At 70.5% G+C, this 13,107-nt stretch carries 13 protein-coding genes and 1 pseudogene; 6 read left to right on the top strand and 8 right to left on the bottom strand.

Annotated elements, in window-relative coordinates; all coding sequences use genetic code 11:
* Positions 1-2 precede the first annotated feature (2 nt).
* Both E1294_RS00450 and E1294_RS00445 read right to left on the bottom strand, forming a co-directional pair.
* Positions 3-308, bottom strand: a complete 306-nt coding sequence (locus E1294_RS00450) for a hypothetical protein (protein ID WP_132503594.1) — start codon at positions 306-308, stop codon at positions 3-5.
* A gap of 82 nt (positions 309-390) precedes the next feature.
* Positions 391-966, bottom strand: coding sequence for a helix-turn-helix domain-containing protein (locus tag E1294_RS00445; protein ID WP_132503593.1), 576 nt, complete (start codon positions 964-966; stop codon positions 391-393).
* A 91-nt stretch (positions 967-1,057) separates the two neighbouring features.
* Between E1294_RS00445 and E1294_RS00440 the strand changes: the two genes are divergently transcribed.
* On the top strand, positions 1,058-1,897 hold the full coding sequence (locus tag E1294_RS00440; protein ID WP_132503592.1) for a DMT family transporter: 840 nt from the start codon (positions 1,058-1,060) through the stop codon (positions 1,895-1,897).
* 18 nt (positions 1,898-1,915) lie between these two features.
* The gene (locus tag E1294_RS00435; protein ID WP_132503591.1) at positions 1,916-2,860 is read left to right on the top strand and encodes a sensor histidine kinase; all 945 of its coding nucleotides are present in this window, start codon (positions 1,916-1,918) and stop codon (positions 2,858-2,860) included.
* Between the two features lie 7 nt (positions 2,861-2,867).
* Here E1294_RS00435 and E1294_RS00430 read toward each other — a convergent pair whose 3' ends face one another.
* Positions 2,868-3,455 carry a sigma-70 family RNA polymerase sigma factor gene (locus E1294_RS00430; protein ID WP_165974470.1) on the bottom strand — a complete coding sequence of 196 codons (588 nt, stop codon included), beginning with the start codon at positions 3,453-3,455 and terminating at the stop codon, positions 2,868-2,870.
* A gap of 248 nt (positions 3,456-3,703) precedes the next feature.
* Here E1294_RS00430 and E1294_RS00425 point away from each other — a divergent pair, with 248 nt between their 5' ends.
* Positions 3,704-4,777 (top strand): PLP-dependent cysteine synthase family protein, encoded by a 1,074-nt coding sequence (locus E1294_RS00425; protein ID WP_132503589.1) that lies wholly within the window; start codon positions 3,704-3,706, stop codon positions 4,775-4,777.
* A gap of 5 nt (positions 4,778-4,782) precedes the next feature.
* On the opposite strand, the gene E1294_RS00420 is transcribed toward E1294_RS00425, so the two are convergent.
* Positions 4,783-5,751: an ABC transporter substrate-binding protein gene (locus tag E1294_RS00420; protein WP_132503588.1), complete on the bottom strand. Its 969-nt coding sequence runs from the start codon at positions 5,749-5,751 to the stop codon at positions 4,783-4,785.
* 101 nt (positions 5,752-5,852) lie between these two features.
* Here E1294_RS00420 and E1294_RS00415 point away from each other — a divergent pair, with 101 nt between their 5' ends.
* Genes E1294_RS00415 through E1294_RS00405 form a run of 3 tightly spaced genes read left to right on the top strand, consistent with a single transcriptional unit; the run spans position 5,853 to position 8,727 of the window.
* The gene (locus E1294_RS00415) at positions 5,853-6,887 is read left to right on the top strand and encodes a FecCD family ABC transporter permease (RefSeq protein WP_132503587.1); all 1,035 of its coding nucleotides are present in this window, start codon (positions 5,853-5,855) and stop codon (positions 6,885-6,887) included.
* A complete protein-coding gene (locus E1294_RS00410; protein ID WP_246082725.1) occupies positions 6,884-7,927 on the top strand; it encodes a FecCD family ABC transporter permease in 1,044 nt (347 codons plus the stop codon). The genes E1294_RS00415 and E1294_RS00410 overlap by 4 nt, the downstream gene beginning before the upstream one ends.
* Complete coding sequence (locus tag E1294_RS00405; protein ID WP_181958437.1) at positions 7,924-8,727, top strand: ABC transporter ATP-binding protein; 804 nt, start codon at positions 7,924-7,926, stop codon at positions 8,725-8,727. The genes E1294_RS00410 and E1294_RS00405 overlap by 4 nt, the downstream gene beginning before the upstream one ends.
* Here E1294_RS00405 and E1294_RS00400 read toward each other — a convergent pair.
* The 4 genes and pseudogenes from E1294_RS00400 to ftsY all read right to left on the bottom strand — a co-directional run bounded on the left by E1294_RS00400 (position 8,648) and on the right by ftsY (position 13,054).
* Positions 8,648-9,768, bottom strand: a pseudogene (locus tag E1294_RS00400) (MFS transporter). The gene E1294_RS00405 and the pseudogene E1294_RS00400 sit on opposite strands and share 80 nt — an antisense overlap.
* The gene (locus E1294_RS00390) at positions 9,687-9,902 is read right to left on the bottom strand and encodes a hypothetical protein (RefSeq protein ID WP_132503584.1); all 216 of its coding nucleotides are present in this window, start codon (positions 9,900-9,902) and stop codon (positions 9,687-9,689) included. Before E1294_RS00390 ends, E1294_RS00400 begins: the two are co-directional and overlap by 82 nt.
* 4 nt (positions 9,903-9,906) lie before the next feature.
* Positions 9,907-11,607, bottom strand: a complete 1,701-nt coding sequence (locus E1294_RS00385; protein ID WP_132503583.1) for a tetratricopeptide repeat protein — start codon at positions 11,605-11,607, stop codon at positions 9,907-9,909.
* Positions 11,608-11,881: 274 nt separating this feature from the next.
* Positions 11,882-13,054: a signal recognition particle-docking protein FtsY gene (gene ftsY, locus E1294_RS00380; protein ID WP_132503582.1), complete on the bottom strand. Its 1,173-nt coding sequence runs from the start codon at positions 13,052-13,054 to the stop codon at positions 11,882-11,884.
* Positions 13,055-13,107: the final 53 nt, after the last annotated feature.

Genomic DNA, 13,107 nt, shown 5'->3' with positions numbered 1-13,107 from the left:
GGCTACGGATAGTCCTGGGCCGGTTTCCCCCGTAGTTCCCTGACCAGGTCGTCCCACCAGGGTGGGATATCGGCCCGCAGTTCTTTGGAGCGGCGCGCCACGCGCATGGCACATCCGGCCGGATCCGTACCCAGATGCCGACGTTTCACCGGTCCTTCCTGCCAACGGTAAAAGCCATCCCTATAGCGCACGACCAGGCCTATCCACACCGAGATGGTCGCATCGTCGCCCACGTCGTACGCGCTGGTGACGCCCAGACCGTGGAGCTCCGCCTGGAGCTTCTCCGTCGCCGCTCGGGCCTCATTCACCCGCCACCCCCTGCCGACGTTCCGCGCACACCAGGGATGTACCCAAACAACGGGCGTCCCCGACGCGGCGTTCATGTGAAGCTCATTGGTCGTGCGTCTCGCGGGGCTCGGCGACCACCATGATGAACCTGAGCTCCGCTTCGGCCCTGTTCGCATAGCGGTGAGGGCGATCGGCGGTGAAGAGCACCGCGTCGTCCTTGCCGATCGTGTGGCTCTTGCCGTAGACCGTGATCGTCAGCTCGCCGTCGAGCACGGTCAGCATCTCGCGGGTGCCCGGCGGGTGGGCGTCGCCGTCGTGGTGCTCGCCCGGGGCCAGCCGCCAGTCCCACAACTCCAGGATCATCGGCACGTCCGCGCCCACCAGCAGGCGGGCCTGCACGTCGCCCTGGCGGAACGTGACCACGTCGGCCTTGTCGATGACGCGCACCATGGGCACGTCGGCGACCTCGACGAGCCGTGCCACGGTGACGCCCAGGGCGGAGGCGATCCTCGTGAGCGTGGAGACGCTCGGGTTGGTCCGGCCCTGCTCCACCTGGACGAGCATCCCCCTGCTCACCCCCGACCTGGCGGCCAGCGCGTCGAGCGTCAGCCCGCGATGCGAGCGCTGGGCGCGGACGTTGTTGGCGATGGCCTGGGTGATCAGTTCGGGGTCCTCCATGGAGTGCAGTGTAGTGAAAAACCTGTACAGCCTGTTGCGCCTATTATGTTGTACTAAGGGTTCACTATGTTGGACTGAGAAGGGGCGGGAAATGACGGTGATCCTGGCGGCCGCCTGCGCGGTGGTCTACGGCACGGCCGACTTCTTCGGCGGCCTGGCCACCAAACGAACCCAGGTGTTGTCGGTCGTCGTGCTATCGCAGATCGCCGGCCTGGCGCTGATCCTCGGCCTGCTGCCGCTGCTGCCCGGCGCGTTCACCAACACGGCCCTGTCATGGGGCCTGGCCGCCGGTCTGTCGGGCGCCGGCGGGCTGGTGTTGTTCTACCGGGCGCTGGCCACGGGCGTCATGTCGGTGGTCGCGCCGACGACCGCGGTCACCTCGGCCGCGCTGCCCGTCGTGTTCGGGCTGGCGATCGGCGAGCGGCCGGCGTTCTGGGCGCTGGTCGGGGTCGCGCTCGCGCTGGGCTCGGTGCTGCTGGTCAGCCAGGACACCTCCGGCGGCGGGCACGGCTCGCTCGCCTCGGTGGCGGCGGCGCTGGCCGCGGGCGCCGGGTTCGGCGGCTTCTTCATCCTGCTCTCCATGGCCCCGCACGAGTCCGGCCTGTGGCCGCTGGTCGGCGCCAGGCTCTCGTCGGTGACCATGGTGGCCCTGCTCGCCGTGGTCACCCGGCGGGCGCTCAGACCACGGTCGGGATCGCTGCGCATCATCGTCGCCGCGGGCGTGCTCGACATGACGGCGAACGTGCTCTTCCTACTGGCCCAGCAGGACGGTCTGCTCAGCCTCGTCGCCGTGCTCGTCTCCCTCTACCCCGCCAGCACCCTGCTGCTGGCCCGCCACGTGCTCGGCGAGCGCCTGCGGGCCGTCCAGGTGACCGGTGTGGCCTGCGCGCTGGGGGCGGTCGCGCTGATAGCCGTTGCACAGCACCCCTAGCCTTGCTACGTTTCGCCCGTGCGCCCTGATCGGGCACGTTCCGGTGATGAGTCGTTGAGGCACGTCGCGGTGCCGTACGCCTCGGATGAGGCGTTCGTGAGCGTCACCGTCCCGCGCGTGCGCGCGGCGCTGGGCGAGGGCAGGCGGGTCCTGGTGATCACGGGCCCGGCCACGTTCGGCCTGCTCGCCGACGCCCTGGGCCGCGACGCCGGGCGCGTCGACAGCCGCGACGCCTCTTCCTGGTACTCCCATCCCTACCGGACGCTGGCCGCGCTGCACGACTACACGCGCGACCGCCGTACGTTCGTCATCGGCGAACCCGGCTGGGAGGACCGGAGCGGGCGAGAGGTCACAGAGCTCATCCGCTACGAGTCCGTGGTCAACGCCGCGCTCCGCGCGCGGCCGGCGATCCTGTGGTGCCTGTACGACGTGCGGAAGGTCCCCGCGGGCGTGCTCGATCACACCCAGGTCACTCATCCCCTGCTGCTCGGCCCCGAGGGCGAGGCGGCCGGTGCCCGGTTCGTGGACCCGCACGACCTCGTCCTGGACACCGATCGCGCACCCCTGCCCGAGCCGCGCGGCGACGCCAAGACGTTCGGGTTCACCGCACGCGAGCTGAAGCGGCTGCGCCGGACCGTCGGCGACTACGCCAGAGCGGCTGGCATGAACGGCGACCTGATCACGTCGCTCGTGCTCAGCGCGTCGGAGGTCGCGGCCAACAGCATCGAGCACGGTGCCGGGCACGGCACGATCACGATGTGGGTGGAGGACGGGGAACTCGTCTGCGAGATCGCCGACCCGGGCGGCGCGCTCGACGACCCCTTGCCCGGCTACATACCACCCGAGCCCGGATCCCCCAGGGGATACGGGCTCTGGATCAGCCGGCAGCTGTGCGATCTCGTCGAATTACGTGCGGAAGGCGGCCTGTTACGCGTCCGTCTCCGTCTCGCCATGGGGTCCTAGGCGTGTACTAGGCGGCGGCGCTCTGCGCGGGCACGCGTACGGCGCCCTCCTCGCGGGCGTACTCCTCCAGCATGCCGCGCAGCTGGCGGCGGCCGCGGTGGAGGCGCGACATCACGGTGCCGATCGGTGTGCCCATGCGCTCAGCGATCTCCTTGTACGCGAAGCCCTCGACGTCGGCCAGGTAGACGGCCACGCGGAAGTCCTCGGGCAGGCTGCGCAGGGCGTTCATCACGATGTTGTCGGGGAGCCGGTCGAGCGCCTCGTTCTCGGCGGAACGCAGCCCGGTCGAGGAGTGGGACTCGGCGGCGTGCAGCTGCCAGTCCTCGATGTCCTCGGCCGCGGACAGCTTGGGCGAGCGCTGCTTCTTGCGGTAGTCGTTGATGAAGTTGTTGGTCAGGATGCGGTGCAACCATGCCTTGAGGTTGGTGCCCTCGCGGAACTGGTGGTAGGACGTGTACGCCTTCGCCACCGTCTCCTGAACCAGGTCCTCCGCGTCGGCCGTGTTGCGAGTCAGGCGCATGGCGGAGGCGAACAGCTGTGACGTCACGGGCACGACATCCCGTTCGAACCAGTCCTGACGCTGCTCATCGGTCATAGTGATCAAATCAATCCCCCTTGCGCTTTCCCCCGTTTCGGCACAAGCCGCCTGACAGCGGTTCCATCATCGCAAGCACCAGGTAAGGGGCGCGTTAGTGCGGTTCCGCCTTGGTCAGAAGGGGTTTCCGTCCATCTGCTCGCGGCGTGTGCTGTCACGTCCACGGCCGGACAAGTCTCATTATCATAACACTACCCACCCAATTTCACAGTAAGAGTGGCAAGAGTCACATGGGATAGCGTATGAGCATGAGTTTCGTCGACCGCCACGACCCTGGCACCCGCCGCTGGGTGGCCGAGGCCATACGGAAGGTCGAGGCCGATGCCAACCGTAGTTGCGACACACATCTGCACGTCTTTCCGCTGCCCTCGGACTGGGGTGTAAACCTCTACTTGAAAGACGAGTCGGTGCACCCCACAGGTTCACTCAAACATCGGCTCGCTCGTTCTCTCTTCCTCTATGGCCTGGCCAACGGCTGGATCGGGCCCGCCACGACCGTCGTCGAGGCGTCGAGCGGATCCACCGCCGTCAGCGAGGCCTATTTCGCCCGGCTGCTCGGCCTGCCCTTCACCGCCGTCATGCCCGCGTCCACGTCGCCGGAGAAGTGCCACCTCATCGAGGTCTACGGTGGGAAGTGCCATCTCGTGAGCGATCCGGGAGCGATCTATGAGGAATCTCGCCGCCTGGCCGCCGAGACCGGCGGGCACTTCATGGATCAGTTCACCTACGCGGAGCGGGCCACCGACTGGCGCGGGAACAACAACATCGCCGAGTCGATCTATTCCCAGATGTCCTTGGAACCCTACCCGGTGCCCGCGTGGATCGTGGTCGGCGCCGGCACCGGCGGCACGTCATCCACCATCGGCCGCTACATCCGCTACCGCCGCCACGCCACCCGCCTGGCCGTCGCCGACCCCGAGGGGTCGGCCTTCTACCCGAGCTGGGTCTCCGGCGACACCACGGTCACCGCGCCTGGCTCCCGCATCGAGGGCATCGGCCGCCCCCGCGTGGAGCCCTCCTTCCAGCCGGCCGTCATCGACCGCATGGTCGCCGTGCCGGACGCCCGCTCGATCGCCGCCATGCACTGGACCCGCGAGGTGACCGGCCTCCACGTGGGCGGATCGACGGGGACGAACATGGCGGCCTGCGTGGACCTCATCGCGGAGATGCGCGAGTCGGGCGAGCGGGGCAGCATCGTCACGCTGGTCTGCGACAGCGGCGACCGCTACGAGGGCACGTACGGCGACCCGGGCTGGCTCGCCCGGCAGGGCCTGGACGTGGCACCCCACCTGAGGGAGCTGCGCGCGTTCCTGCCCCGGTAGAGGCATCAGGAGGCGGGTCTGGCGGGATCGACGGCGAAGATCTTCGCCACGTCGTCCAGCATGGCGTGCGCCCCCTGGATGCCCACAGCACTCATCCAGGTCAGGTCGCTCACCTCGTGCTTGTCGCCTTTGAGCTTGCCCCACAGCGGGTTGTTCATGAACTTCTCCTTGGGCCCGTCAGACGACGGATCCGGATATGTCGCGACGAAGATCTCGTCGGCGTCCAGCTCCGCGATCCGCTCCTGGCTGACGTCCACGGCGATGGCGTCCTTCGCGGCCGGCTGGCTCTCCGGCCGGGGGAACCCGACGTCCTTCATGACCACGCCGGAGTACGAGTTCGCCACGTAGAGCCGCGTCGTCGGCTCGCCGGCGAAGCGCACGATGGAGATCGTCGGCAGCTTGCCGTCCTTCTTCTTGATCGCCGCGCCGATCGTGGCGGCGCGCTCCTCGTACTCCTTGATCCTGGTGTCGGCGAGCGTCTCCTTGCCCAGGGCCTGACCCATGAGCCGGAGGTTCTCCTTCCAGATGGCCCCGGTGGTCTCGCTGAAGACCGTGGGAGCGATCTTGGAGAGCTTCTCGTACAGCGCCTCGTGGCGGACCTTGGCCGAGACGATCAGGTCGGGCTTGAGCGCGATGATCTTCTCCAGGCTCGGCTGCTCCAGCGTCCCGACCGGAGCGGCCTGCTTGCCGTACCGCTCGGCGACGGCCCCGAGATAGCCGGGAAGCTCGGTGTCGATCGACCGGTAGGTGGTGTAGCCCACCACCGGCGTCTCCAGGGTGAGCACCGCGTCGACGAAGCTCTGGTCGAGCGCCACTACCCGCTTCGGCTGCTCCGGGATCACCGTCTCGCCCATGACGTGCTTTACGGTCCTGAAGGGGGCGCTCGGCGAGGGGGCGTCCGCGGGCTCCGCGGAACCGCAGGCGGCGATCCCCACCGCGAGGACAGCGCAGACCAGCGCGCGCAACGGTCTCATCAGCACCCTTTCGGTCAAAGTAAGGCAAACCTAATTTAGGTTAGCCCTGCCTAAGCTGGCATACTGCACCGGGATCCGGCAATCATCGAGGGAGGGCACGGGTGAGCGCAACGGCCGTCGCCCCCAGGCTCCGTGGCGTCCGTCACCGGCGGCTCACGGTCCTGTTCGTGCTGCTCGCCGCCGTGGTCGTCGCCGTGGTGCTGAGCGTCACCATCGGCTCCAAGTCCGTGCCGCTCACCGACGCCTGGCACGCGCTCACCGCACCCACCGGCACCGAGAACGACATCGTCATCCGCGCGCTGCGCGTCCCCAGGACGGTCCTCGGCGTGCTCGCCGGAGTCGCGCTCGGCGTGGCCGGCGCGCTCATGCAGGGCCACACCCGCAACCCTCTCGCCGACCCCGGCCTGCTCGGGGTCACGCAGGGGGCGGCGTTCGCGATGGTGTCCTCGATCGTCCTGCTCGGCGTCTCCAGCCTGCTCGGCTACATCTGGTTCGGCCTGGCGGGGGCGCTGGTGGCCAGCGTCGCGGTGTTCGCGCTCGGCATGACGGGCGGCAAGGGCAGCCCGACCCCGGTCACACTGGCGCTCGCGGGCACCGCCGTGAGCGCCTTCCTCTACGCGCTGACCTCGGCCATCGTGCTGCTGGACGAGCAGGCGATGGACGTCTTCCGCTTCTGGCAGGCGGGCTCGATCTCAGCCAGGGGCGCCGACGTCGTCTGGCAGGTGTTGCCGTTCATCCTGGTGGGCCTCGTGCTGGCGGCGGTCAATGCCCCTGGGCTCAACGCCCTCTCGCTCGGCGAGGACGTCGCCAGGAGCCTCGGCCAGAACATCCCCATGACCCGCGCCGTCGGCGTTGCCGCCGTCACCCTGTTGTCGGGCGCGTCGGTCGCCGCCTGCGGCTCCCTGGCGTTCGTCGGGCTCATCGTGCCGCACCTGACCCGTCCGCTGTCGGGCACCGACCACCGGTGGCTGCTGCCCTACTCCGGGCTCGTCGGCGCGGCGTTATTGCTGGTCGCCGACGTGGTCGGGCGCGTGGTGGCCCCGCCGGGGGAGCTGGAGGTCGGTGTGGTGCTCGCGCTGCTCGGGGCGCCGTTCTTCGTCGCCCTGGTGCGGCGCAGGAAGCCGGTGCGCCTGTGACCACTCTCCCCCTGCGCGTCGCCGGCCTGTCCTGGCAGATACGCCCGCGCGGCATCGTGCTCACCCTGACGGGGCTGGTCCTGCTCGCCCTGCTCATGGCCCTGAACATGCGCATCGGCGACATCGAGATGAGCCTCGCCGACGTGGTCGCCGGCACGTTCGACGTCAACAACGCAGGCCACTTCGTCATCATGGAGCTGCGCCTGCCGCGCGCGCTCACCGGCGCCCTCGTCGGCGCGGCGCTCGCGGCGTCCGGTGCGATCATCCAGTCCATCGCCCGCAACCCCCTGGCCAGCCCCGAGATCCTCGGCGTCACCACCGGCGCCTCCGTCACGGTCGTGGCCGGCGTGGTCGCCAGCGGCAGCGTCTACGGCGGCGTGAGCGGCCTGCTGTCCACCCTCGGCATCCCCGCGCTCGCCCTGCTCGGCGGCCTGCTCGGCGCCGCCGTCGTCTACGGGCTGGCGTGGCGGCGCGGCCTGGACGGCTACCGCCTGGTGCTGGTCGGCATCGGCGTGGCCGCCGTGTTCACCAACGTCAAGTTCTGGCTCCTCACAGTCGGCGACGTCAACGACACCAGCCGCGCCATGATCTGGATCAGCGGCTCGCTCAACGGCCGGGGCTGGGAGCACGTGACGCCCACGGCGCTGGCCCTGGCCGTGCTGGTGCCGCTGACCCTGCTCGGCACCCGCTCGCTCGACGCCCTGCGCTTCGGCGACGACACGGTCACCGCCCTCGGCGTCCGCATGAATCCGGCCCGCGCCCTGCTGATCCTCGCCGCCGTGCTGCTGGCCGCCGTGGCCACCGCCTCCGCCGGCCCGATCGCGTTCGTGGCCCTCGCCTCGCCGCAGATCGCGCTCAGGCTGGTCCGGTCAGGACGGCCGCCCCTGCTGTGCTCGGCGGTCATCGGCGGCGTGCTCACCACGGGCGCCGACCTGATCGCGCGCACCGCGTTCTCCCCGCTCGAACTGCCCGTCGGCATCGTCACCGCCGTGCTGGGCGCCCCCTACCTGATCCATCTGATCTGGAGGTCACGCAAGTGAGACTGCAGGCCGCCGACGTCAGGCTCGGGTACGGCGAGCGCGTCGTCGTCGACGGGCTCGACCTCGGCATCGAGGCGGGCACCGTGACCACCATCATCGGCCCGAACGGCTGCGGCAAGTCCACCCTGCTGCGCGCGCTCGGCCGCCTGCTCAAACCGCAGGGCGGCGAGGTGCTGCTCGACGGCAAGCGCATCGACAAGATCCCCACCCGCGAGGTCGCCAAGATCCTCGGCATGCTCCCCCAGGCGCCCGTCGCCCCCGAAGGGCTGACCGTGGCCGACCTGGTGGCCAGGGGCCGGCATCCGCACCAGACGTGGTATCGGCAGTGGTCCTCCGACGACGAGGGCGCGGTCACCGCGGCGCTGGACATGACGGGCCTCGCCGACCTGGCGGAACGGCCCTTGGACGAGTTGTCGGGCGGGCAGCGGCAGCGGGCTTGGATCTCCATGGCCCTGGCCCAGGGCACCGACCTGCTGCTGCTCGACGAGCCCACGACCTTCCTCGATCTCGCCCACCAGGTGGAGGTGCTGGAGCTCGTACGCCACCTGCACCAGCGGGCCGGCCGCACGGTCGTCATGGTCCTCCACGACCTCAACCTGGCCGCCCGCTACGCCGACCGGCTGGTGGCCATGCGCGCCGGGCAGGTGATCGCCTCGGGCACCCCGCACGAGGTGCTGACCGAAGAGCTGCTGCGCGAGGTGTTCGAGCTGGACGCCAAGGTCATCGAGGATCCGGTGGCGGGGACTCCCCTGGTGGTGCCGATCGGCCCTCGCGCCCGTCCCGCAGATCGGGAAGGCTGAGCCTGCCCAGCGGCGTGTACGCCACGACGGCGGCGATGGCCAGCCAGCCCACCCCCGCGACGACCATCAGCGCGTACGCGTTGCGCGTCTCCGACTCGAACACGCCCGTGGCCAGCGACGCGAGCGGGATGGACAGGAAGGCGATCATCCTGGTCGTGCCGAGCACCCGTCCGAGCAGATGGTCGGGGACGAGCAGCTGGCGCACGGTCGCGACGGCCACGATCGACGTCCCCGCCGCGGCGAACTGCCCCAGCCAGGCGAGCCCGATCGGCACGGGGCCGCGCGCCACGATCATGGCCAGCATCGACAGACCGCCCGCGGCGACGGCCCAGCAGATCACCTGCCCCGGCGGATACCTGCGCAACAATCGGCTGCCCAGCCACGCCCCGATCACCGCGCCCGCCCCCTGGAAGGCGTAGACGACGCCGATCTCTCCCGGGGTGAACCCGTGGTAAGAGCTGAGGTAGTAGACGAGCCCGGCCAGCAGCAGCCAGACCCCGAAGTTGCACGCCGCGATCGCGAGCGCGGTGGTGAGCACCACCTTGTCGCCACGTAAGAGGAAGCTGAGACCCTCCCGGACGTCCGTGAGCATGGACCGGCCGCGTTTCGTCAGCGCGCCCCGCGCTACCCTGACGGGCCAGATCAGCAGGGCCGACAGCAGGAACGTGCCCGCGTCCACGTAGATCGCGGCCTGGTGGCCGAGGCCCACGACGAGCGCGCCGCCGATCACGGGGCCGGCCATGTTCACCGCGTGCTCGCCGATGTGGAACCGCGCGTTCGCCTGCGGCAGCCGCTCCACCGGGACCAGCGAGGCACCATCGAGCGGAACGCGGGCTGGTAGAGGGGATCGACGCAGGCCAGCAGGAACGCCACCGCGTAGATCGCCCAGAGCTGCCGCACGCCGGTCGTCACGATCACCGCGAGCAGCACGGTGACCGCGCCGGACATCAGGTCGCCGATCACGAGCACGCGCCGCCGGTCGACCCGGTCCGCGAGCACCCCGCCGAGCACGCCGAGCACGACGTACGGCAGGTATTCCATGGCGTACACGAGTCCGGTGCCGAGCGCGAGCCGGTCAGGTCGTAGACCAGGAGCGGCAGGGCCAGCCGGTAGATCCAGGTGCCGAGCGAGGAGGCGAGGAACGCGCTGAGCAGCAGCCAGTAGCGCCGTCCCATGGGTTCAAACCTCGGTGAGGGCCTGCCCGATGTCGCCGTCGCCAGGTGCCAGGACCGCGGCCCTGAGCAGGTCGTCGCGGGCTTTGTCCGGGTGTCCCGAGGCCCGGTGCACCACCGACCTGTTGAACAGCAGCTCGGCCGTCTCCTCACGCTTGAGCGCGCTCGTCAGGTCGGCCAGGGCCGCGCCGTGGTCGCCGAGCCCGAAGGCCAGCTCGGCCCGTCCCGCCCAGGCCGCGACCAGATCGGGGTCGAGCTCCAGGGCCCGGTCGAAGGCGGCGCGCGCCTCCGGGTGGCGCGCCTCGGCCAGCTCGACCTGGCCGAGCACGCACAGCAGGTGCGGATCGCGCGGCGCGAGCCGCAGCCCCCGCTCGACGTCCTGCCGGGCCTCGGCGTACGCGCCGGCCGCCGCGCTCAGCCCGGACCTGTTCACGTACGCGGGCGCGAACTCGGGGTCCAGCTCCAGCGTGTGGTCCAAGTCGGCGCGGGCGCCCGCGATGTCGCCCGCCGCGTAACGCAGCTCGGACCGGTTGTAGTACGCCTCGGGGAAGGGCGGGCTGAGGCGCATGACGGCCTCGTAGTCGGCCAGCGCCTCGCCGTCGCGGCCCAGCTTGTGCAGCAGGTTGCCCCGGTCGAGGTAGTAGTCGGGATAGCCGGGGTCCGCCTCGACGGCCCGCGTGTAGTCGGCCAGCGCCTCCTGCGCCCGGCCCGTCATGGCCAGGAGCTGGCCCCTGTTGGCGTGGAGCACGAGCTTGTGGATCGGATGCTCGGCCGGCAGGTCGGCCTCGGCCAGGTCGATGGCCTGCTGCACCAGCTCCATCGCGGCGGCGGGCCGGCCCCTGCGCACCTCGACCAGCGCCTTGCCGTTGAGGTCGAAGCCGAGGTGGAAGGCCCGGCCCCTGGGGTCGGGCAGCAGCGACGTGATCGTGATCGCCTCGTTGATCCAGGCCAGCGCCTGCTCGGGGTCGCGCCGGGCGGGGTCGTGGTGGCGTACGAGGATCATGGCGGTGGCGTAGGCGATGGTGGCGCGGTGCCGGGGATCGGTGCTCTCGCGCCTGGCGCGGTCGTAGAGCTCGCGGGCCTCGTCCTCGCGCTCGATGGCCTCCAGCGAGGCGCCTACGCGCTGCAGGAGCTGCCGCCACCGCTGCGGGTCGGCGTCGTACGCCATGCCGCGCAGCGCCTCCAGGCCCGACTCGGCCATCGCATGGTGGAAACCCTCGTCGCGGTAACGGTCGAAGTCGGCCGGCAACGCCCCGATTAACGGCCCGGTCGACGGCCCGGTCGACGGCGCCTGCGGGCCCTCGTCGAGCCGCAGCAGGCCGGGGTCGAGCCGGCGCCGCAGCACGGCGACGAGCTCGGTGTCGGTGTGGTCGGCGGCGTCGAGGTTCGTCACGGTCACGGCGAGCGGGCCCGCGCGGTCGAGGTGGTCACGGACGAACTCGGCCAGCCCGTTGGCGATCCTGAGGCTGCGCCGGGCGGCGGGGATGAGGATGCGCTGTGCGCGGGGGAGGTCGTCGGCCAGTGAGCGCCTGCGCGCCGGGACGATGTCGCGGAGTTTCGGCCCGGCCGTCCGGATCTCGATGTCATGAGCGGCGACCAGCTCGGGATGCCGTGCCAGGGCGGCCGGGACGAGATGGCCGAGCAGCCCGGCGGCGAACGTGTAGGGGCCGCCGATGCGGCGGTCGGCGTCCAGCATGATCGTGTCCACACGACCCCATTTCCGTGGTCCGGTAGGGCCGGCGCCCGCGATCAGGCGCCGGCCGGGCGCGTCAGGCGCCGTGCCTCGGCGCGGCCGCAGCGGACGGCCTCACGGTTCCTGGCCGGTGAACAACGATCTTCTTCATGGATGCCCCTTCGTCGTCGAATGGATCCGAGCATTCAGGTTGATGACCGGTACATGTCAGCACACGAAAAAGACATCAATCAATGCTTATCTGGTAAGGCGTATTTCAGGACGAATTACGGCCAAGCCGGAAATTTCCTCAGTCGCCGAGGATCGCGTCCACAAAGACCTCGGGATCGAACGGCGCCAGATCGTCGGGCCCCTCGCCCAGCCCGACGAGCTTGACCGGCACCCCGAGCTCCCGCTGCACCGAGATCACGATGCCGCCCTTGGCGGTGCCGTCGAGCTTGGTCAGCGCGATGCCGGTGATGTTGACCACCTCGGCGAACACCTGGGCCTGGCGCATGCCGTTCTGGCCGGTGGTGGCGTCGAGGACGAGCAGCACCTCGTCGACCGTGGCCTTCTTCTCGATGACCCGCTTGACCTTGCCCAGCTCGTCCATGAGACCGGTCTTGGTGTGCAGGCGGCCGGCGGTGTCGACGATGACGGCGTCGACCTTCTCCTCCATGCCCTTGGCGACCGCGTCGAAGGCCACGGACGCCGGGTCGCCGCCCTCGGGGCCGCGCACCGTGTCGGCGCCGACCCGCTCGCCCCAGGTCTGGAGCTGGTCGGCGGCGGCCGCGCGGAAGGTGTCGGCAGCGCCGAGCACGACCTTCTTGCCGTCGCCGACGAGAGAACGCGCGAGCTTGCCCGTGGTGGTGGTCTTGCCGGTGCCGTTGACGCCCACGACGAGCACCACCGCGGGCCGTTCGCCGTGTTTGCGCACGTGCAGCGTGCGGTCGAGATCGGGGTCGATCTGCGCGAGCAGCTGCTCGCGCAGCAGGCCGCGCACCTCCCCGGGCGTGCGGCTGCCCAGCACCTTGACCTTGGCGCGCAGCTCCTCGACCATGATCTGGGTCGGCGCGACGCCCACGTCGGCCGTGATCAGGCTCTCCTCGATCTCGTCCCACACCTCGTCGTCGAGCCGGTCGCGGGAGAGCAGCTCCAGCAGCCCGCGGCCGAGGGCGCTCTGCGAGCGCGCCAGCCGCGAGCGCAGCCGCACCATCCGGCCCGCGGACGGAGGCGGCACCTCGACCTCGGGCTCCACCACGACCGGCTCGGCCGGCTTGGCCGGAGGCGGCAGCGTGGTGGTCGCGCCCTCGCTCTCCTCGCCCGTTCCCGCCGGCCGCTTCTCCTCGGGAAGCACGGGAGACTCGGGCGGCTTGACCGGCGGAGGCGCCTTTCGGCCCGGCCGGAAGAGCAGGAAAAGACCGCCGGCCGCCAGCAGGGCGACGACGGCCACGATCACGATGACGCCGAGATAACCATCCACAAGATGTCAGTTTTCCAGATCGACCGCCATGGTCATGCCCAAGGCCACGCCTA

Source organism: Nonomuraea diastatica (assembly GCF_004349015.1).
Lineage (GTDB): Bacteria > Actinomycetota > Actinomycetes > Streptosporangiales > Streptosporangiaceae > Nonomuraea > Nonomuraea diastatica.
The sequence above is the reverse complement of the archived record's forward strand: the minus strand, read 5'-3'. Positions and strand labels throughout refer to the sequence as shown.